The organism is Bradyrhizobium diazoefficiens USDA 110 (genome assembly GCF_000011365.1).
Classification (GTDB): Bacteria; Pseudomonadota; Alphaproteobacteria; order Rhizobiales; family Xanthobacteraceae; genus Bradyrhizobium; species Bradyrhizobium diazoefficiens.
This window is the reverse complement of record NC_004463.1, coordinates 293,105-312,974: the sequence shown is the minus strand read 5'-3', so window position 1 is coordinate 312,974 and position 19,870 is coordinate 293,105. Positions and strand designations below refer to the sequence as shown.

The following is a 19,870-nucleotide window of genomic DNA, read 5'->3' as shown; positions in this document are numbered from 1 at the left end:
ATGCGCAATGCCTTCGAGATCGATCAGCCGGCCTGGAGTGTGGGAGTGACAGATGCAGACTAGCCACGAAGTTGCGAGGAGTGCTTCCGTCGCCGCTGCGGGCGCAGCGGTATCGGCACCGTTCCTCAGCGCGTATTCCGCGGCCATCAGACGCTACGAACTGCTCGAGCCAGGTCAGGAGCAGCAGCTGGCACGTCGCTGGCACGAGACACGAGACCGCGGCGCAGCCGACGCGCTCGTCACCAGCCATCTCCGGCTCGCCGCCAAGCTGGCGCGCGGCTACAAGGGATACGGACTTCCGATGGTCGACCTGATCGCGGAAGCGAATCTCGGCCTCGTCATCGCAGCGTCACGCTTCGAGCCCGGCCGCGGCGCGCGTTTCTCCACCTATGCGATCTGGTGGATCAAGGCCGCCATTCACGAGTACATCCTGCGCTCCTGGTCCCTGGTCAAGATCGGGACGACGGCTGCGCAGAAGAAGCTGTTCTTCAAGCTCCGCAGCGAGATCAGGAAAGCCACCGGCAGCGTGATGTCAGGGCTCACGCCTGACGTCGCCGAATTGATCGCCGGGAAGCTCGATGTGACCGCGCGTGAGGTGATCGAGATGGATGCGCGGCTCAATGGCGACATGTCGCTGAACGCGCGCGTCGGTGGCGAGGAAAGCGGAACCGAGCTGGAAGCCTTGCTGGTCGATGGGGCGGTCGACGCCGAGACGATGCTCGCCGATCACGAGCAGACGGAGCGGCGTGCCAAAGCCTTGCGGGTTGCGCTGGGCGGGCTTGCGGCGCGGGAACGTCATGTCTTCGAGGCGCGGCGACTGACGGAATGCCCTGTGACGCTCGATCAGTTGGCCCGCGAATTGTCCATCTCCAGCGAACGGGTTCGACAGATCGAGATTCGTGCCTTTGCCAAGGTCAAGCGGGCCGTGATGCTCGCCGCGCAGGATGCGCCACGCGCCGCCGTATGCAACGTCTGAATTCGTTTTCATTTGAACGGAGCTCCGACCGTCCTCACCTGTCCGAAGATCCCGCGTCCCTCGCTCCAGGCAGACCACCATGGGAATTGTTCGCTTCGCACTACGGCTTCCGCACACATTTTATGTGCTTGCCGCGCTGATCCTGTTTCTCGGCGGGATCGCGATCCGGTCGATGCCGACGGATATTTTCCCGGAGATTCGGATCCCCGTTGTCACGGTCATCTGGAGCTACACTGGCCTCTCGACGCCGGAGATGGAGCAGCGCGTCAGCACCTACAGCCAATATTCGATCAGCGCCAACGTCACCGGAATCAAGAATATCGAAGCACAGACCCTCAACGGCCTTTCGGTTCAGAAGATCTACTTTCAGCCGGACGTCAATCTCGATCTCGCGATCTCACAGATCGTCTCGGCGACCAATGCCATCCGTGCCCTGATGCCGCCGGGCATCCAGCCGCCGATCATCGTGCAGTTCAATGCCTCGAGCGTCCCGGTGCTCCAGCTCAGCCTCGAGTCAAACAGCCTGAACGAGCAGCAACTCTACGATTTCGGCATCTACCGGGTCCGCCAGCAACTGGCTCCCGTTCCGGGCGTGACCCTTCCCACGCCTGCCGGCGGCAAATACCGGCAGATCATGGTCGATATCGATCCGAACAAGCTGCTGTCGCGCGGATTGACGCCGCTCGACATCGTCAATGCGGTCAACACCCAGAATCTGACGCTGCCGACCGGCACGACGAAGATCGGCGACACCCAGTACACCGTTCGAACCAACGCAACGCCGGCCACGATCCAGGATCTCAACATGATCCCGGTCAAGTTCGCCAACGGGGCCACGATCTTCCTGAAGGACGTCGCCCAGGTCCGCGACGGTGCCCAGGTCCAGCAGAATATCGTCCGCGAGGATGGCCACCGGGCCGTTTTGCTCAGCGTCATCAAGAACGGGAACGCCTCTACCCTCGCCGTCGTCAACGGCGTGAAGGCGGCCTTGACGTCGATCCGCGCGTCGGCCCCGGCGGGGCTGAAGATCAACGAGTTGTTCGATCAGTCGATATTCGTCACCCATTCGGTCAATGGCGTGCTGCGCGAAGGAGCGATCGCGGCCGGCCTGACGGCGCTGATGATCCTGGTGTTTCTGGGGTCTTGGCGATCGACGCTGGTTGTCCTGATCTCGATCCCGCTGGCGATGCTGTCCTCGCTGGTCGTCCTGTATTTTCTCGGCGAGACCCTCAACACGATGACGCTCGGCGGGCTTGCCCTCGCGGTCGGTATCCTTGTGGACGATTCGACGGTGACGATCGAGAACACGCACCGGCTCTGGACCGAAGAGGGCATGCCGTTGTCGGAAGCGACCCTGCACGGAGCCGCCGAGATCGCTATTCCGACGTTGGTCTCCACGCTCGCGATCAGTTGCGTGTTCACCTCGGTCGTATTTCTGGAAGGCCCGGCCAAATATTTGTTCACGCCGCTTGGCCTCGCCGTGGTGTTCGCGATGCTGGCGTCGTACGGATTGTCGCGGACGCTCACGCCGATCACTATCGGCCTGCTGCTGAAGGGCGAGCGGCGTCATGGCGAGGGCGAGCGATCGTCGAACATATTCGCGCGCGCCTCCGCCGCGTTCGAGCGCGGGTTCGAGCACCTGCGCGACGGCTATTCCGATCTCCTGCTGACATTGTTGCGTCGTCGCGTCATCGTGCCCGTCGTCGCCGTGCTGGTGCTGGCGCTCGGAGCCACCATGTTCGTCTATGTCGGAAGGGATTTCTATCCCCTGATCGACGGCGGCCAGATCCAGCTCCATGTTCGCGCGCCCGCGGGCACGCGCATCGAGCGGACGGAAGCGATCTTCCAGGCGGTCGAGGACAAGATCCGCGAAGTTATTCCGAAGCGCGACCGGGCGCTGATCGTCGACAATATCGGCCTCCCGGCGCGGCCCTACAATCTCGCATTCACCGACGGCTCCACGATCGGGGTGAACGACGGCACCATTCTCGTATCGCTGAAGGACGGGCACAAGCCGACTGCGGACTACATCAGGAAGCTGCGGCAGGTGCTGCCGTCGGCATTTCCGGAGGACACGTTCTATTTCCAGGCGGCCGATATCGTCACGCAAATCCTGAACTTCGGTCTCCCGGCGCAGATCGATGTCCGCACCGTCGGTTACGGCAGCAACAACCTGGCCGTGGCCAAGGAGCTGCAGAAGAGTCTTGCGGCGATCCCCGGTGTCGTCGACGCGCATCTGCAGCAGGAGGTCGATGCTCCCGCGTTCTACGCCGATATCGACCGCACTCGCGCCGCGCAATTGGGTCTCAATGCGAGCACGGTGGCGACCAATATCAATGTCAGCCTCAGTTCGTCCGCGCAGGTCTCGCCGAATTTCTGGACTGATCCGACGTCAGGCATCCCCTATTACCTGGCCGTGCAGACACCCGAATACAGGGCCAACTCGCTGAACTCCCTGGGCAACACGCCGGTGTCGGCATCGCTCGCCGCAAGCGGGCAGACGGTGCCTGGCCTCCTCAGCAATGTCGCCACCTTCAAGCGGGGCACCGTTCCGACCAATTTGAACCAGGCCAATGTCCAGCCGGTGTTCGACGTCTATGCGAGCGTCCAGGGCCGCGATCTCGGCAGCGTCGCGTCCGATATCGACAAGGTGACGTCCACCCTTCAGAAGCAACTGCAGCCCGGCAATTCGATCCAGGTTCTGGGACAGATCCAGAGCATGCATCAGTCGTTCCGCGATCTCGGGATTGGACTGCTGTTCGCGGCGATTCTCGTCTACCTGCTGATGGTCGTGAACTACCAGAATTTCGGAGATCCCTTCGTCGTCATCATGGCGCTGCCGGCGACATTCTGCGGCATCGTGACGATGCTGTTCGTCACCGGGACCACGCTGAACGTGCCCTCGCTGATGGGAGCCATCATGGCGGTCGGCGTTGCCTCCGCAAATTCCATCCTGCTCGTGACGTTCGCGCGGGACGAGCAGTTGAAGGGACATTCCGCCTTCCAGGCGGCGCTGAGCGCGGGCCGGACGAGGATCCGGCCGGTGCTGATGACCGCGGCGGCGATGATCGTGGGCATGATCCCGATGGCGATCGGCGGGCCGGGTGAGGAGCAAAATGCAGCGCTCGCGCGGGCGGTCATCGGCGGCCTGCTGTTCGCAACTCCGACCACCTTGCTGATCGTGCCTTATCTCTTCGCCATGCTGCGCAAGGGCAACGACGGCAAGCCCCGCCACGGCGTATTCGAGGAGCAACCGGAATGAGTGATGTTCGCGAACGGTCCGATGACGACGAGGCAGCAGACCGCCCCGGAGCGGAGAGCCTCAGGATCGTGGAGCTGCCGGGCAAGGTCGCACGATCCAAGCGCCGTTACGGTGGTCCGCTGCTCGGGGGAGGCGTGCTCCTGCTACTTGCGGGCGGTCTGGGCATCGGCGGCTGGCGGCACTATGAGGCCGCGCGTGAGGTCGCCGCAGTGGCAGAGCAGGTTCGGACCAACGTTCCGGAAGTTCGCGTGGCGACGGTCCAGGCTAGCGGCGACCTCATGAAGGTCACCTTGCCGGCGACGACGACCGCGTTCGAGGCTGCCAACATCTTTGCGCGGACCAGCGGCTATATCGAGAAGCGCTACGTCGACATCGGCGATCGAGTGAAGAAGGGCGATCTCCTCGTGGAAATCACCGCTCCCGAGCTGGACCAGCAGATCGCGCAGGCGCAGGCGACGCTCGCGCAGGACCAGGCCGCACTTCAGCAAGCGCAAGCGAGCCGAGAACTGGCCGACGTCACCAATTCGCGCGACAGCAATCTCGTCAAGCAGGGCTGGTTGACGGCGCAACAGGGCGATAACGATCGTCTTACCCTGCGCGCACAGCAGGGCGCGGTGGGCGTCGCGCAGTCGAACATCGCGGCGCAAGAGGCGCAGATTCGCGTGCTCCAGCAGGAGAAGTCCTACCAGCGCGTGGTGGCGCCGTTCGACGGCGTGGTCACGCAGCGCAACGTGGACAATGGCAGCCTAGTGCAGGCCGGCTCCACCTTCATGTTCACGATGATGCATTCCAATGTCATCCGAACCCAGGTCTTCGTGCCGCAGGACGAGGCTTTCGGCGTTGCTCCGGGCGTCGACTCGGATATCCGCGTTCCCGAGATTCCGGGGCGGACGTTTGCGGGCAAGGTCACGCGGATCGCGACCGCGCTGCAGCCGGGGAGCCGGACGTTGCTGACCGAGATCGACGTGCCCAACCCCGATGGCCTGCTCAGTCCCGGCATCTATTGCACGGTCGAATTATCGATCCCGCGCAGGACGCCCTCGACGACGATCCCGTCCGATGCGCTCGTCTTCGATCAGAACGGCCTCCATGTCGCGGTCGTGCGGAATGGTACGGTTCATTTTCAGCAGGTCTCGATCTCCAGGGATTTCGGCACCACGGTGGAAGTGCGCGACGGCGTGCAGCCCGGCGATCAGGTCGTGCTCAATCCCGCGGTCAATCTGGCAGAGGGCAGCAAGGTCACGGTTCGCAAGAGCGAAGTGAGTTAGGGCACCAAAGATGATGCGGATCGCGTTCGCAACGGCGATGGCTCTGCTGCTCGGCATCTCTCCGGGCCAGGCACAGATCGCAACGACCGGCAGCACGGCAATGGATCTGCCGACAGTGCCGGGCGCGATCGTGATCTCGCCGCTCAACAGTCCGGGGCCGTTTTCGGCAACGACCGTGCCGGGCGTTCCGGATACGACGCTGGCGCCGGTTCCGCTCGCCTCGGATCCGACGACGCCCGGGACGGTGGTCGTCTGTGCTCCGCCGGCGACCTCGCCAACGCCGTTGCCGGCGACACCGACCGTATCGAGCACTGGCCTTTCGACATCGGGCATCGCGGCCCCGATCCTGCCGGTCACGGGACAGAACGGCAGCTCCATCGGGACAATCTCCACGGCCGCGCCGGCGGGAACAGGTGCGACAGTGGCATGCAGCTCAACGCCCGGAGGGCAGGTGACGAGCGCGGCATCTCTGCCGCTTTCGATTCCGCAGGTGCCTGCAAGCCCCGCGCCCGGCACGATCCTGGCGGATACCAGCGGCGCCGGCGGCACGGGCATCGACCCGAACGCCGCCGTCGTACCCAGCCCGAACAGCTCGGCTTGCGCGGAAGGGGTTTCGATGAATCTGGCGCAGCCCGCGACGGTGTTGCCGGCCAACGCCTCGGGTGCAGCGCCAACGCCGGGCGTGTCGCCGATCCTGCCACCGGGATGCTGAGGCGAAATTGCAGGCCTCAAGCGTCATCGCAACCTAGTGGCAGGTGCAAGACGGGGGCCGCTCGCCGTCGTATGTCGAAAGCGAGATGCCCGGTATTTCAGCCAGAGCGCGAGCAAACGTGAGTGCGGGAAGATCGATCTCCTGATCGAACAGAGCGCTGACCGGACCAACGAGATCAAGTGCCGTCTGCTGACGGTTCGACTTCGCCATGATCCTTGCCCAGGCCGCCGCAACCTTCAGCTCGTAGAAGCTGCATTGCTGCTCTCGGGCCACGGATAGTCCCTCGGCGAACAGCAATTCGGATCGCGAGAGTTCGGATGGGCCATTGGCCAGAAGAATTTCAGCCTTTATCCTCAGCAGGTCCGCAAGGCACCACAATTGCCGGCCTTGCCGCGAGATGGACAAGGCCTCTTCCACCGCGGCCAGGGCCTGCGCAGCCTCGCCGCTCGCGAGCAGGCCTTCGGCGAGCGATCCGAGAAACTCGGGATTGCGCATCAGCCATCCGTTCTCGGTCCGCGCTTTCAGGCCACTACGCAGCAGCGCTATTCCGTCGTCATGGTTGCCTTGCAAAACCAACAGCTGCCCCTTCAGGCAAGACGTCCAGCTCGTCCAGAAAGCTATTCCTTCGCGTGTGACGAGCTCGAGAAGGGAGGATATTGCCTGATCGGCGGCGGCGAGATCATGCGTCATCAGCGCGATCGGGCAGACGGCGTTCCGGAGCGCGTAGGCGATCGCAAGCTTGTCCTTCTCACGCTCGGCGTCCTGGAGGCACTCGGCGGCCAGCGATCTGCTCTGGGCGATCTTTCCCTGCAACAGCAGCACGCGAGCCAACATCGCCTTGGCAAGAACGCTCTGATTCAGCAGGAACCACATCAGGTTCGTGCCGCCGCTCAATCCGTGGGCCGAATCGTCCAGGGACAAGGTCAGCTCGCGCCGTGCAACCTCCTGCGCGCCGAAGAAATGGGCGGCAGCGCCAATCAGGCGACGGCCTACCGCCTCGTTGGCGGGATTTCCGGTGCGCAGCGCGATCTCGAGGTAGCGTTCGCCGACGTCCTTGGCCGCGGCATATTGGCCCGAGTTGAGGTTATAGCTCCACAAGGTCCAGACCGCCTTGAGCTGAAGCTCGAGATCGGACAATTCCTCGGCGAGCGCGAGACCGATGCTCAGCGCCGCCTTCATGCGATCGGCCGACCCCGTGGTGTTGAGGAGTGCGAATCCCAGCGCGACATAGAGCTGCGCCTTGAGCTTCGGAACGCAGGTGAACCCGGGGCTGAAATGCGCAAGAGCGTGCTCGATCCGCGTTGAGCATTCCACGAAGGACAGCAACTGCATCCATACCGGAACGAAGCCGGACGTCAGCTCGATTCCAAGCGCCGTATCTCCACCGGGCGAGAACGCCCAATCGAGCGCCGCATGCACGTTTCCGATCTCCTGGGCGAAACGGGAGATGTCGTCGGGAGCGGGAGAGGCATCGCCGAGCGGCGCGATGATCTGCCTGACAAAGACGGCCTGCCGTCTGGCAGCCTGCTCGACGAGGCCTGCGTCTGCGAGCTTCTCCAGCGCATAGGCGCGAGTGCTCTCCAGGAGGCGCCATCGTCCCTCGAAGGAGGGATCCAGCGACACCAGCGATTTCGCGACCAGATTGAACAGGGTTTCGATGACGTCCGACCGCGACAGAGTGTCGTCCATCATCGCACTGGCCGCATCGAGCGTGAAACCGGCCGGAAACACCGCGAGTTGGCAAAGCAGGTTCTGCTCTGCCGGCGGCAAGAGATCGTAGCTCCAGTCCAGGGTCGCCCGCAGGGTCTGGTGTCGCGGCAGCTGGTCGCGGCGGCCGCCATTCAGGAGCTCGAAGCGCTTGTCCAGGCGGAGCAGTACGGCGTCTACTCCGAGATTGGCGGCCCGGGCTGCGGCAAACTCCAGTGCGAGCGGAATGCCGTCGAGGCGGCGACAGATGGCGGCGATCTTCTGAAGCTCCTCGGCGCCGGCAACGAAGCTCGCACGCAGCGCCCGCGTTCGGGCGACGAACAGCTGCACTGCGCTTGCCCGGAGCAGCAGATCGGGAGCGTGCATATCGGGATCGGGGACCGACAGCGCCGGAACGGCCGCAACGTATTCGCCGTCGATGCGGAGGCCTTCGCGGCTGGTCGCGAGAACCGTGACGTTCGGACAATAGTGGAGCACGGCACTGGCGATCTGCGCGGCCGCTTCGATCACATGCTCACAATTGTCCAGGACAAGAAGCAGGCGGCGGGTCCCGATGGCCTGCGCGATGCTTGCGGGCGTTACTTCCTTGTCATTCGAGGCGAGCCTGAGCGCACGGGCGGTCGCAGATGCCGCAAGAGCCGCACCCTGCAGGGCCGCGAGCTCGACCAGCGCTACGGAATCGTTGAACGAAGGCGCGACACTGCGCGCGAGCTCGATCGCCAGCTTCGTCTTTCCGATGCCGCCGGGGCCGACAAGAGTCACGGCCCGATATGCGGACAACACGTCGCTCAATTCGCTCAGACTATCCTCGCGACCGATGAGAGGCGCGCGGATACTCGGCAGGTTGCTGGAAAAGAGCGCATCGGCCGGAATTGTTACCGGTGCGGCCGCCGGATGATCCAAATGCCCGCTTCGCCAAGTTCCAGCGAGCGTGTATCCGCGACCTGAAACCGTCTTGAGCAGATTGCGATCCTCGCCCAGCGCCTTCCGGACGGCCGAAATATGAACCTGGAGCGTGTTGTCTTCGACGGTCAGGCCCGACCAGACGCTTCCGATCAAATCGTCCTTGGTGACCAGGAGGCCGGCGGAGCCCACCAACTTCTCGAGAATCTCGAATGCACGGCTTCCGATCGGCACCGCGACGTTGTTGTATCTCAGCTCCCTCCGTTGGCAATCGATCAGCCAATGTCCGAAAGAGTACGTGCGATCAACCGGAGATGACATAAGGGGTCCGTGCATCAACTTCGCTGCCGTGATCCGAGGGGGAGATCACGAGCCCGCCCTTGAGATCACCGACCCGTGGCAAGAATTTGAAAGCGTCAATGCGCCTAGGTCTCCTAGAGGGGAGATCGTCGGCATGTCAAGAAGACCCGCTCAGTCCGACGCTTCGTTCATCGTCGATGCTGGCACCCGACGCGCTCGTGTTCGATACACGAATTCGTGACAGCAGCCGGGCGTGTGTCACAATGGGAGAGGCGGTCGGAAGAAGCCTGACGTCTGCAACGGAAGCATCATTTACTCACTTCGCCGAGGATCGTCAGCGCAAGACCTCCGGAGCAGAAATGCGTCCGAGAGACGTGCACCGGTCGCAAGAACGGCGGCCTGATCGTGAGCCGCCGTCCTTCCTTCCGCCGAGAGGTCAAAATCCGGAACGTTGAGACGATCAACTTCCAGTCGGCGTCAACCGGACTTGATCCGGTTCGCGAACTCAATAGCCCGAGGTGGGCTCGCATGGCGGCCGCCGCCAGGGGGCGGTTGCGTACGCACCGACGTCGGGAGCACGGGCGCAGCCGCGCTTGGAGGAGGCCGGAACGCGCTGAGCCGACGCATAAGCCTCGGCATTGGTACGCTTCGCGTTGCCTTCGCGAGCCATCGCGGGGGAGGCAATCATGGCTGCGACCACGAATCCGGCCGACAAGAGCTTCAGTGTAGTCATCGAACATCTCCTTGAGAAAGCGACGCCGAACGCCTCGGCCCGCACGCGAGACATGTTCATGCGCGCGTCGGATCCGCAGTGTTGATCGAACGAACATTTTCGTCTTTGCACGAAGTCGTCGCGGTGCGTTGACTTCGGACATCGACGGCTCATCCCACAGGGAGGTTCGCGTCCTAGTCGGGCAAGGGCGTCGCCTGGTCAGCGCGTCCATCGAGCAGCGGACCAAACCATTCCCAGCTCTCGCCGGTGAAGCGCATCATCTGGAGCTGCTCGATCGGATGAAAGTCCGTTGGTGATGTCTTTATTCGAATGCCGGGGATGTAGGCTTCGAGTTCGAAATCGAGATCCGCGGCCACTTGCATGATTCTCTCGTGCGTCAGATCATCGCCGCAGCGTCTGATCACCTCCACGAGCGCGCTCGACATGTTGAAGGCCACCAGAGGCCCGCTCTCCGATCGATCGGCTTCCGGAAAGTATTTCGCCATGAACGCGCGAAAGTGCTGCATGCCCGGATGGCTGTCCCACTGCGGATCCGTCACGTCCATCTGATACCCCGCGCTGAGAACTCCCTTTGCGTTGTCCAGTCCGGCCGGCTTCAGCACCGCGCCGACCGAGACCGAGACGTTCGTCACGATGTGGATGGGATGCCAGTCCAGCTCAGCGAGCTTCCTAATCGCCTGAGCGGCGAATTTGGGCGTGGCTATGTCGATGAATATGTCGGGCGCGGCGGACTTGATCGCGACGACCTGTGAATCGATCGTCGGTTCGCTGACCTCGTATGGCAGGCTGGCAACCACCATTTGCGCGTACTTGTCCTGGAGCACGTCCTTCAGCCCGAGCAGATAGTCGCGCCCGAAGTCGTCGTTCTGGTGGAGAATGCCGATCCTGGCACCTGGATGATGCCTCAGAATGTAGTCCGCATAGATGCGGGCCTCGGTTCGGTAGCTCGGTAGCCAGCCGATGGTCCACGGAAAGTGCTCGGGATCGGCCCAGTGCGACGCTCCGGTGATGACGAACAATTGCGGCACATGCCGGTGGTTCATGTACTTCTGAATGGCGGCATTGCTGGCCGTGCCGAACGGCGCGAAGATCGCGAGCACCTCGTCGTCCTCGACGAGCCGTCGTGCTTGTTCGACCGCCTTGGATGAACTGTAGGCGTCGTCATATGAGATGAAATTGATCTTCCGGCCGTTGATTCCGCCGTTGTCGTTGATCATGCGAAAGTATGCACTCATCGTCTTGCCGATGATGCCGTAAGCCGACGCCGGACCGCTGTAGGGCATGATGTTGCCGATCCGGATCTCGGTATCGCTTGCGCCGGGGTCGTACTGCGGCTCCGCGGAAGCGCTGCCGACTGCGAGCACGGCGCAGGAGATGACGAGCTTTCCCAGGCGCCACGCGTTGCCCGAAATCGAGTAGCCAGTTCTGCCTGTGATCAAGCGGTGCCTCCATGGCGCTGCCGGGTTTCGAACATACCAAACCCGACGACGTGTCGTTCGGCCGCGCCGGCCCGGGAGAGACGCGTATTGCGGTCGCTGGGCGTGCACGTGCAGAAGTCGGGTCCCGAATATAGCGCGGGTGCTGCCGCGAGCCCGGCTTAAGATGCTGAAGAACTGTTAAGTTTCGCAACTGCCGGGCCGGCTATCCGGATCGACGTGATTGGCCTTGTTTCGAAGCCGGCAGGGTGCGCCGCATGGCGCGGCCGCACTCCCGGATTTTGGACGCCATCATCTGCATGACGCTCGATTGTGGTGCCTCATCATCGATGCCAGTTGCGGACGTGGTAGTGGCCCGCGGCGAATACGGGCGCGGCACCACCCGGCCGCTCGAGGCCCATTCGTCCGGCCGGCGTCAGCGCGCCGCCATTCAGCACGTCGCGATCGGGGTACATCGATGCAAAGGCTGCCGGCTCCTGATCGGCGAAGGACCAGGCGGCGGATGCGGACGATATCGTTGCCGTTGAGAGTAGCGCCGCAGCGATTAGGATTTTGAATACACTCATAGCGATTCTCCATTGCTTGCTCTGTGCGGAGAGTCGCTTGGCGATGATCGCTGCTCGGCTGGTGGCGTTTCCGAAAATTCTTTTGATGAATCCTATGTAGGTCGTCCGGTCGAGAAGTCCCGGAGGACGTGCATCACTCCTGCGGGAAGATTCTGTCAACGTTGTCAGAATCCTCGCGCGATTGTGCGTGGTCAAACGCGTCTGATGCCCGTTTCTGGGAGGCGGGTCGTTTGAACATTTGGAGTGTGAGCAATGAGATTAATCCCTGTTGTTTGTGTCGTCGCCTGCGTAGCGCTCTCGGGCATTGCGTCTGCCCGCGGTGACATGGGATCGCATATGTCGATGGCAAGCGGCGGTGCGCTCGGGACGAGCGCCGCCGCGCCTGGAACGAACTCGCTGGGCACCGCGCTTCCGTCGTCCGACAGTGGTGGTCGCGCGACGAAGGGGCCGTTGCTCGGCACGGACCCGACCATCGACAAGGACGACGCCCGGCTCGAGAAGATGCTGGAAGGATCGATCTGCCGCGGCTGCTGAAGAGCGCGCATTCCGAGACGGGGGCCGGCGGCGGCGCCGTCCGGCAACCTGTGTCTTTCGAAAGGGTTGATGGTAAGCTGGACTGAAAATGATGAAACCGCTTGGGCTGTCCCAATGATGGCTGAGCCAGGCCAGCGTCCCGTCTACATTTATGCGCAATGGGAGATCGATCTTGTCAGACGCGAGTTGCGTTCGGCAGGAGAGCTCGTTCCTTTGGGGGGGCGTGCCTTTGAGATTCTTGCGGAATTGGTTCAGGCGGAGGGCCAACTCGTCACCAAGAACGACCTGACGGAGCGCGTCTGGCGGGGCGTCTTTGTCGAGGAGAGCGCACTTCGCGTACATATCGCGGCGATCCGAAAAGCCCTTGGTCCTGACCGCGACATGCTGTCAACCACTGTTGGCCGCGGTTATCGTTTGCTGGGAGCGTGGCGGATCCGGCATATGGACGCCCCGCTACAATCTGCCGCAACCGGGTTGCTGCCGTCGACCAACATTCCCAGCGCGTCGTTCGATCTCATCGGCCGCACCGCCGCGATCGCACATCTGTGGCGGCTTCTGTCGGCCTATCGCGTGGTGAGCCTGGTCGGGCCCGGCGGGATCGGAAAGACGGCGTTGGCGCTGGAGGCAGCCAGAACGCCGCCGACCGGCTTGGCGGCTGACCGGTTGCTGGTCGAACTGGCCTCGCTGTCCGATCCCAAGCTCGTCTGCTCGGTCATCGCCGGCGTGCTCGGCACCAAGCTCGAGGGCGAGGAGATTTCGCCTGAATCCATCGCACGCGCGATCGGCCCTCGGCCATTGTTGCTCATCCTCGACAATTGCGAACACGTCATTGATGCCGTGGCCCAGGTGGCCGAGCTCGTTGTCAGCCGCTGTCCCGGGACGTTCATTGTTGCGACAAGTCGAGAAGCGCTGCGCATCGAGGGGGAGCACGTCTACCGCGTGCTCCCTCTGGGCGTGCCGCCTGAAGCCAGGCTCGAGCCCGCCGGCGCCTCCGCGTACAGCGCAGTCGAGCTGTTCACGAGCAGAGCGAAGGCGTTGGGTTCAAGCTTCGCGTCCGACGAGGAGAACATCGGCGCCATCGCAGCCATCTGCCGGCGGCTCGACGGCATTCCGCTTGCGATCGAGTTTGCAGCAGCGCGCGCAGTCATGCTCAGCCCGCCGAGGATCGCGGCACTTCTCGATGACAGGTTCAAATTTCTGACGACGGGCCGTCGTACCGCGTTGCCGAGGCAGCAAACGCTGAGAGCAACGCTCGACTGGAGCTATGACCTGCTGCCGGACGACGAGGCGTGGCTGCTCCGGCAGCTCGGCATATTCGCCGGCGAATTCCAGCTCGATGCAGTGATCGCGCTCGCCGGCGAGCACATCGGCGACGTGACCGGCCAGCTTGCCAGGCTGGTGGCAAAGTCGCTCGTTGTCGCCGATATTCGCCGCGACAGTCCTCATTATCGCTTGCTGGATACGACGCGTGCCTATGCATTGGAGAAGCTGCACGCGGGCGGAGAATATCCCGACGCCGCCCGCCGCGAGGCGAAATACTATTGCGGATTCTTTGCCAACGCCGAGGCCGACAGCGAAGTGAAGCCGCAGGCGGAGTGGCTCACCATCTATGGCCGGCACATCGACAACGTGCGAACGAGCCTTGATTGGGCCTTCTCGTCCGGCGGAGACGCGCAAGTCGGAGCGGCCTTGACGGCGGCCGCGGTCCCGCTCTGGGTGCAATTGTCGCTCCTCAGCGAATGCCGCGAGCGGACCGAACTCGCTCTGGCGCGCCTCGACCCGACGGCTGCGAACGCGCCGCGGCTTCGCATGCAGCTGTCGGCCGCGCGCGGCTGGTCGCTGATGTACGGTGTTGGAAGAGCCCGGGAGGCCGGTCCCGCCTGGGCCGCGACCCTTCAGCTGGCCGAGCAACTCGGTGACAGGGACTACCTGTTGCGCGCGCTTTGGGGACTCTGCATCGATCAGTTCAACAATGGCGAATTCCGCAGGGCCCTCGAATTTGCGCATCGTTTCGCGGACGCCGTAGCCGATTCCGGCAATCCTGTCGACCGGATGATGGCCGACCGACTTCTTGCAACCACGCTGCACTATCTCGGCGACCAGCGGCAGGCGTATCATCACATCGGGCGAACCTTGTCTCGCCTCTCGGATCTGGCGGCCAAGCCGCAGGTCATCCGTTTCCGGTTCGACCTGCGGGCCTCAACTCACTACTTCCAGGCGCGGATCCTGTGGCTGCTTGGCCTCGCGGATCAGGCCTTGAGCGTCGTCGAGCGCAACGTCGAGGAAGGCCGGACGAGCGGCCACGCACTCACATTCTGCAGCGTCCTCGGGCAGGGTGCTTGCCCGATTGCCTTCCTGGCCGGCGATCTCGACGCGGCGGAGCGGTATTGTACGATGCTGATCGAGCACACCGAACGCCACCCGATCCGCTTGTGGAACGTATGGGCACGCGCCTTCAGGGGCGTGCTGATCTCGCGCCGGGGCGACGTAGCGACCGGATTGCCGCTGCTGCGCAAGGCGCTCGAGCTCGCGGGCGAGGCGCGCTTCCTGCCGCGTTTCCTGCTTCCCTTCGGCGAGCTCGCCGTGTGTCTCGGAGAGGCCGGCGAGGTGTTGCAAGGGCTCGCGACCGCCGACGAGGCGCTCGCACGATGCGAGGCAAGGGACGAAGGATGGTATGTCGCCGAGCTCTTGCGCATAAAGGGCGAATTGCTGCTGCTCCCCGGCGCGCGCCGCTCGACGGGCGGTGCCGAGCAGGCCTTCGACAAGGCGTTCGAGGTGGCGCGGAGCCAGGGTGCATTGTTCTGGGAGCTGAGGACGGCGATCAGCGTGGCACGAATGAGGATGAGTGAGGGGCATCCGGCCGATGCACGCGATGTTCTCGCTTCCGTGTATGGCAAATTCACCGAAGGCTTCGAGACTGCGGACCTCAGCGACGCGCGCGCAATGATGGTGAAGCTGGGATCGTAAGCGATGGAGGCCCCGGGGAGCGGCATCAGATCCGATCGATCGGATGCCTGTGCGGCCTCGGCGAGCGCCGCATCCCCGTGCTCTGGAACGTTCCGCAATCCGCCAGTGGCGCCGCCTGTGCCATGGATGGCGATGGCCGGCGCCGACGTCTCATTGCCAACTCAGCATGGACCGGCCGCCCGCACGCGTCGTTCGAGACTGCACCCCTCTATCGCGATTGCACGGCGATCGAGGCGATGCGCGCTTACGCGATCCGGAGAGGATCATTTGGCCGCAAACGAGCGCGAGCGTGGCGGGTTCAGCTCGGCAAGCAAGCCTCTTGCCGCCACGAGGCTGCGCGTCTGGAATCCCTCGGTAAACTGCTGATAGACGGGGGCGAGCATATCGTACGCCTCCCGGCGGCGATCGCCTCGCTGCCATAGTCTCGCAAGCGCGATCGCCGCGCGAAGCTCATAACCCAGCGCCCCCTGATGGCGGGCGAGGTCGAGTGCTCGGATGAGGCTCAGCTCCGCTTGCGAAAGATCCGGATTGCTCTTCCGCATCAGCGCTTTCGCTCTTGTGCACAACATGTCGGGCATGTCCATCATGAAGTTGCAGTGTTGGGCCTGGGCAATCGCCTGATCAATGGTGTCCAGGGCTTCGTCGCCGTGACCTGTCGCCGCCAGGGCATCGGCGAGAGGCATGCGAAACCCAGCCACCGCACCGAAGCACAGGCTGTGCAGCTTCTCGATCGAGCCTTTCAGCATGGCGAGCCCGACACCGGTCTCGTTCCTGGCCAGCAGTGTAATCCCCTTCATGGCCTCGCCGACCAACTGGAGGATGGCGAGGTTGTGCCTGCGAGCCTCCACGACGAACCTGTCGATGTGTTCTTCGCAATCCTCCAGATCGCCATTCCAGAAGAAGACGCCGAATGCCCATGGCAGCGCTCTGCAGAACATGACCGGATGGTTCGCTGCGATGACGTCCGAGATGGCGCGGCGCACTATTCGCGTCGCCTGATCGGGATATCCCTGAAGCCAGAGGACGCGCGCAAGGGTGATTTGAGCGCGTTTGGGATATTCGAGGGTGAGGCCGCTAAGGACGTCCTTGTCCAGGCCCGTATGTCGCAATGCCTTTTCGACGTATGAGCGAGAGGCAACGAACTTGCCGAGATACTGGCAGGAGATGCTGAGCAATACGCGCATGCGCGCGACCGCATTGGAATCGTTGTTGGCAAGGGCAATGGCTTCGCCGCGCTTGGCGATGCCGAATGCGTCATCATACTTGCCGACGAACAATTGCAGCAAATGCAACTGGTCGATCAAACGGATCTGCCCCGGTATATCGCCGATCCTTTCCGTCAGCTCGAGCGCCCGGCGGAGGTGATTTGCGCCCAATTCATCCAGCTGTCCGGTGAGCATGCGCGCAGCCCCTAGCGCCGTGTGAAGGACGAGGCCCTGCCTGATGCCTCCATTGGTGTCATCGAGTGCTTCGATGGCGCGGGTGACCCAGAGCTCGCATTCCGCCAGGAGCGACAGCTTGAAGAAGAGCGGTATCGATGCTGCAGCGAGCGCCACGCCGGCTCTGCGGTCTCCCTGATCCGAGAAGCACCACGTCAGTGCGGCGCGGACGTTGCCGAATTCCTCCGCAACCGTCGAAAGGTCTCGGTTCGCTTCGTCGCCGATCTTCTCAAGGAGGCCGAGAAAGTAGCAGGCGTGACGTCGCGCGACCGCTTCGGAGTCCCCGCTGGCGGCAAGTTTCTCTTGCGCGTATGCCCGGGTCGAGTCGGCAAGGCGGTAGCGGGTCGGTTGCGAGCCGGTGTTCAGTGCAAGCATCGACTTGGCGACGAGGCTGTCGATGATCGCCAGGATCGTGTCGTCATCCTCCGAGCCCGCGGCAATCGACCGCACGGCGTCCAGGGTCATGCTGCCGACGAACACTGACAGTCGGCCGAGAATCACGCGTTCCGCGTCGGATAGAAGATTGTAGCTCCATTCGATGGTTGCGCGCAGTGTCCGGTGCCGAGGCAGCGCGGTGCGTCGTCCCTCCCACAGCAAATTGAGGTGCTGGTCGAGGAGTTGGACCATCGCTCTTGCGCCATATGCGCCCACATGGCCGGCGGTGAGCTCGATGGCAAGCGGGATACCGTCGAGCCGACGGCAGAGGTTGCCGACATCAGAGGCGTTCGCATCCGTCAGCGCGAACTCGCCGCCTCCCGCGGTCGCACGCTCGACGAAGAGTTTCACCGAAGGGTAGGCGAGAGCGTTCGCGGCCGTCAAAACGATCTTCTCCGGCGGGCTCGGCAGCGGTGGGAGCCGGTATGTGAACTCGCCTTCGACGCGCAGCAGCTCCCGGCTGGTCGCCAGGATGTGCAGCTCCGGTGCTGCCTGGTAGAGCCGTTCGGCCAGCGCCGCCGCGGCTTCGATGACATGCTCGCAGCAGTCCAGAATGAGCAGCATCCGCATGTCGCGCAGGAATGTCGCGAGGCTATTCGTGGGATCATTCGATCGAGCTCGCAGCCCAAGTGAAGATGCGACGATCGCCGGCACTGGAGCGGCGCTGCCTGTCTCGCCGAGACCGACAAAGTGGACATGGCCGGCGAATTCCGCGAGCAGGGCGTGGCCCGCGGAAATGGCGACTGTGGTCTTGCCGATGCCGCCCGGGCCGACGACCGTGACGAAACGTTGGGCTCTCAGTCTTTCCGAGATGTCCTGTATGGCTTGCTCACGCCCGACCATCTGCCGGGGATGCGCCGGCAGGTTATGGACGTAAGTCGGATTGGTCGGTGCAGGTTGCCTCTGTTCCGGGCGCGATACCGCCGCGACGAAGCAGTAGCCTTGCCCGGAGACCGTGCTCAGATATCTGACGCCGTCGTTGCCGTCTCCGAGTGCCTTGCGGAGTGCGGCGATATGGACACGCAGGCTGTTTTCCTCGACGGCGGCGCCCGGCCACGTCGTGGCCATAAGCTCTGTCTTGCTGACGACGTTGCCGGCCTGCCGGACCAGTGCGAGCAGAATGTCGAATGCTCGACCCGACAGCTGCAGGGGGCTCCCGTCTCTCTCAACCCGCCGCTGCGAGGGGTCGAGCCGAAACGGCCCGAAGACCAAGATCTCCCGGGCGGCTTCGTCTTGGGCGGAGCGGCCGGCAGCGGCCATCGTGTTGCTGCTTTGCGTGTTGTTGCTTTGCCAGCGGGGGGCCATTGGGAATTTCAACCCGGCGCACGACTCGTCACGTTCTATGACTTGGAAGCACACCAAGACGCGTGAACGTAGTGGCCTTTCAAACCTAACATTCGGCAGTAACAGGGTAAAGGATTGGGACGTATCACTTTCGTCTGGGGCTCCGAAGAGGCTCCCGGATTTTCAGGAATCGATCCCTGATTACAGAAACGACCGGGAGCTTATATCGATGCGTCGAAACGAGCGCCGCGGCTGGTCTTCGGTCTCGCCTGATCACGAATGTGCGACGCCACGACACCCAGCCCTATCCGATGGACGCGGGCTTGAGAATGTCGTCCAACCCGATCCGGCGGAGAAGTTCCATGCGGACGCTGTCGGCGATGGCGTTGACGGCTGCGGCTCCGTCGTCGTCAGGACCGAAATGAACTCTCAGCGGCCGTTGTCCGAATGGCATGCCGACGACATCGGCTATGGCGGTCGCGACGTCTTGCGGAGTTCGATCCTTCGCCGGAAGCTGCGCAAGTGCCGATTGCGCGATCTCGCTCACGTCGGCCGTCGGACCATCCGCGTATTCCTCGGCCCGCGCCGTGTCGAGCGGTCGGCCGGAGCGAATGTAGTGGCCGGGTCCGAGCGCACTGGGGACCACGATCGTCGTCTCGACGCCCCAGCGCGCGAGCTCGCCCGCATAGCCGAGCGCCAGTGCATCGAGGGCGGCCTTTGACGAAGCATAGGCTCCCAGGAAAGGAACCGAGGCGCCACGTGCGCTGCTCGATGAGACCCAAATCAGCAGGCCCTGGCCCTGCTTGCGCAACTGGGGCAATGCGACCCGATTGACCCGTTGCGCATTCAGCACGTTGGTGTCGTAGAGCTCGGCAAGCTGGTCCGGCGTAAAGGCCTCCGCCGGTCCGTAGATGACCTGTCGGGCATTGTGCACGATCACGTCGAGGCGGTTGTTCTCGGCGACGATGGCATCGATGGCGGAATTCACGGAGGCTTCCGAGGCGACGTCGAACGCGATGGTTCGGAGTTCCGCGCCGTGCTTGCCGGCGTCCTCGACGCCGTGATCATCGTGGCCCTTCGTTTCCTGCATTGAAACGTAGACCGTGTGGCCGGCTTGCGCCAATGTCTTGCAGGTGCTTCGTCCGATGCTGTTTGCAGCTCCTGTGACGATGATCACTTTGCTCATTCGAACCCCAATCGCACTCCAGCTTCCGCAAAGACGCCAGCGTCGTCGCGACACGTTCATCGTTCGTCGACCGACCGCTGGCCTTGTGCGAAGAGCCATTGAACTAGGCCCCGGCGCAAAGCGGGTCTTTCGAGCCCGGTGAGTGATTTTCAGATCGCACGA

Annotated in this window: 11 protein-coding genes and 1 pseudogene; 6 read left to right on the top strand and 6 right to left on the bottom strand. The window is 63.3% G+C overall.

All coding sequences use genetic code 11. From position 1 onward, the window contains the following. Positions 1-52 precede the first annotated feature (52 nt). From rpoH to BJA_RS01490, 4 genes are all read left to right on the top strand, one after another. A complete protein-coding gene (gene rpoH / locus BJA_RS01505) occupies positions 53-976 on the top strand; it encodes an RNA polymerase sigma factor RpoH (protein WP_011083134.1) in 924 nt (307 codons plus the stop codon). 79 nt (positions 977-1,055) lie between these two features. Continuing rightward, positions 1,056-4,238 (top strand): efflux RND transporter permease subunit, encoded by a 3,183-nt coding sequence (locus tag BJA_RS01500; protein WP_011083133.1) that lies wholly within the window; start codon positions 1,056-1,058, stop codon positions 4,236-4,238. Next, the gene (locus BJA_RS01495; protein WP_011083132.1) at positions 4,235-5,506 is read left to right on the top strand and encodes an efflux RND transporter periplasmic adaptor subunit; all 1,272 of its coding nucleotides are present in this window, start codon (positions 4,235-4,237) and stop codon (positions 5,504-5,506) included. The genes BJA_RS01500 and BJA_RS01495 overlap by 4 nt, the downstream gene beginning before the upstream one ends. Positions 5,507-5,516: 10 nt before the next feature. Beyond that, on the top strand, positions 5,517-6,218 hold the full coding sequence (locus BJA_RS01490; protein WP_038966682.1) for a hypothetical protein: 702 nt from the start codon (positions 5,517-5,519) through the stop codon (positions 6,216-6,218). A 2,646-nt stretch (positions 6,219-8,864) separates the two neighbouring features. Here the strand turns inward: BJA_RS01490 and BJA_RS43940 are convergent. The 4 genes and pseudogenes from BJA_RS43940 to BJA_RS01470 all read right to left on the bottom strand — a co-directional run. Continuing rightward, positions 8,865-9,149: pseudogene (locus BJA_RS43940) on the bottom strand (winged helix-turn-helix domain-containing protein); the annotation flags it as partial. Between the two features lie 484 nt (positions 9,150-9,633). Next, positions 9,634-9,861 carry a hypothetical protein gene (locus BJA_RS01480; protein ID WP_074076402.1) on the bottom strand — a complete coding sequence of 76 codons (228 nt, stop codon included), beginning with the start codon at positions 9,859-9,861 and terminating at the stop codon, positions 9,634-9,636. A 173-nt stretch (positions 9,862-10,034) separates the two neighbouring features. Beyond that, entirely contained in the window at positions 10,035-11,300 is a 1,266-nt protein-coding gene (locus tag BJA_RS01475) for an ABC transporter substrate-binding protein (RefSeq protein WP_038966681.1), read from the bottom strand. A gap of 320 nt (positions 11,301-11,620) precedes the next feature. Next, positions 11,621-11,863 carry a hypothetical protein gene (locus tag BJA_RS01470; RefSeq protein WP_028175300.1) on the bottom strand — a complete coding sequence of 81 codons (243 nt, stop codon included), beginning with the start codon at positions 11,861-11,863 and terminating at the stop codon, positions 11,621-11,623. Between the two features lie 336 nt (positions 11,864-12,199). Here BJA_RS01470 and BJA_RS01465 point away from each other — a divergent pair, with 336 nt between their 5' ends. After that, positions 12,200-12,397, top strand: coding sequence for a hypothetical protein (locus BJA_RS01465; RefSeq protein WP_231166614.1), 198 nt, complete (start codon positions 12,200-12,202; stop codon positions 12,395-12,397). Positions 12,398-12,466: 69 nt separating this feature from the next. After that, the gene (locus BJA_RS01460) at positions 12,467-15,364 is read left to right on the top strand and encodes an ATP-binding protein (protein ID WP_011083127.1); all 2,898 of its coding nucleotides are present in this window, start codon (positions 12,467-12,469) and stop codon (positions 15,362-15,364) included. Positions 15,365-15,627: 263 nt separating this feature from the next. Here the strand turns inward: BJA_RS01460 and BJA_RS01455 are convergent, their stop codons facing one another. Both BJA_RS01455 and BJA_RS01450 read right to left on the bottom strand, forming a co-directional pair. Then, positions 15,628-18,543, bottom strand: coding sequence for an ATP-binding protein (locus BJA_RS01455; protein WP_051000326.1), 2,916 nt, complete (start codon positions 18,541-18,543; stop codon positions 15,628-15,630). Positions 18,544-18,826: 283 nt separating this feature from the next. Next, positions 18,827-19,708, bottom strand: coding sequence for an SDR family NAD(P)-dependent oxidoreductase (locus BJA_RS01450; RefSeq protein ID WP_038966679.1), 882 nt, complete (start codon positions 19,706-19,708; stop codon positions 18,827-18,829). Positions 19,709-19,870 lie beyond the last annotated feature (162 nt).

Coding starts and splice junctions, on each gene's coding strand:
- BJA_RS01460 (WP_011083127.1), top strand. CDS start 12,467: ATGGTAAGCTGGACTGAAAATGATGAAACCGCTTGGGCTGTCCCAATG.
- BJA_RS01455 (WP_051000326.1), bottom strand. CDS start 18,543: ATGGCCCCCCGCTGGCAAAGCAACAACACGCAAAGCAGCAACACGATG.
- BJA_RS01450 (WP_038966679.1), bottom strand. CDS start 19,708: ATGAGCAAAGTGATCATCGTCACAGGAGCTGCAAACAGCATCGGACGA.
- BJA_RS01470 (WP_028175300.1), bottom strand. CDS start 11,863: ATGAGTGTATTCAAAATCCTAATCGCTGCGGCGCTACTCTCAACGGCA.
- rpoH (WP_011083134.1), top strand. CDS start 53: ATGCAGACTAGCCACGAAGTTGCGAGGAGTGCTTCCGTCGCCGCTGCG.
- BJA_RS01500 (WP_011083133.1), top strand. CDS start 1,056: ATGGGAATTGTTCGCTTCGCACTACGGCTTCCGCACACATTTTATGTG.
- BJA_RS01495 (WP_011083132.1), top strand. CDS start 4,235: ATGAGTGATGTTCGCGAACGGTCCGATGACGACGAGGCAGCAGACCGC.
- BJA_RS01490 (WP_038966682.1), top strand. CDS start 5,517: ATGATGCGGATCGCGTTCGCAACGGCGATGGCTCTGCTGCTCGGCATC.
- BJA_RS01465 (WP_231166614.1), top strand. CDS start 12,200: ATGTCGATGGCAAGCGGCGGTGCGCTCGGGACGAGCGCCGCCGCGCCT.
- BJA_RS01480 (WP_074076402.1), bottom strand. CDS start 9,861: ATGACTACACTGAAGCTCTTGTCGGCCGGATTCGTGGTCGCAGCCATG.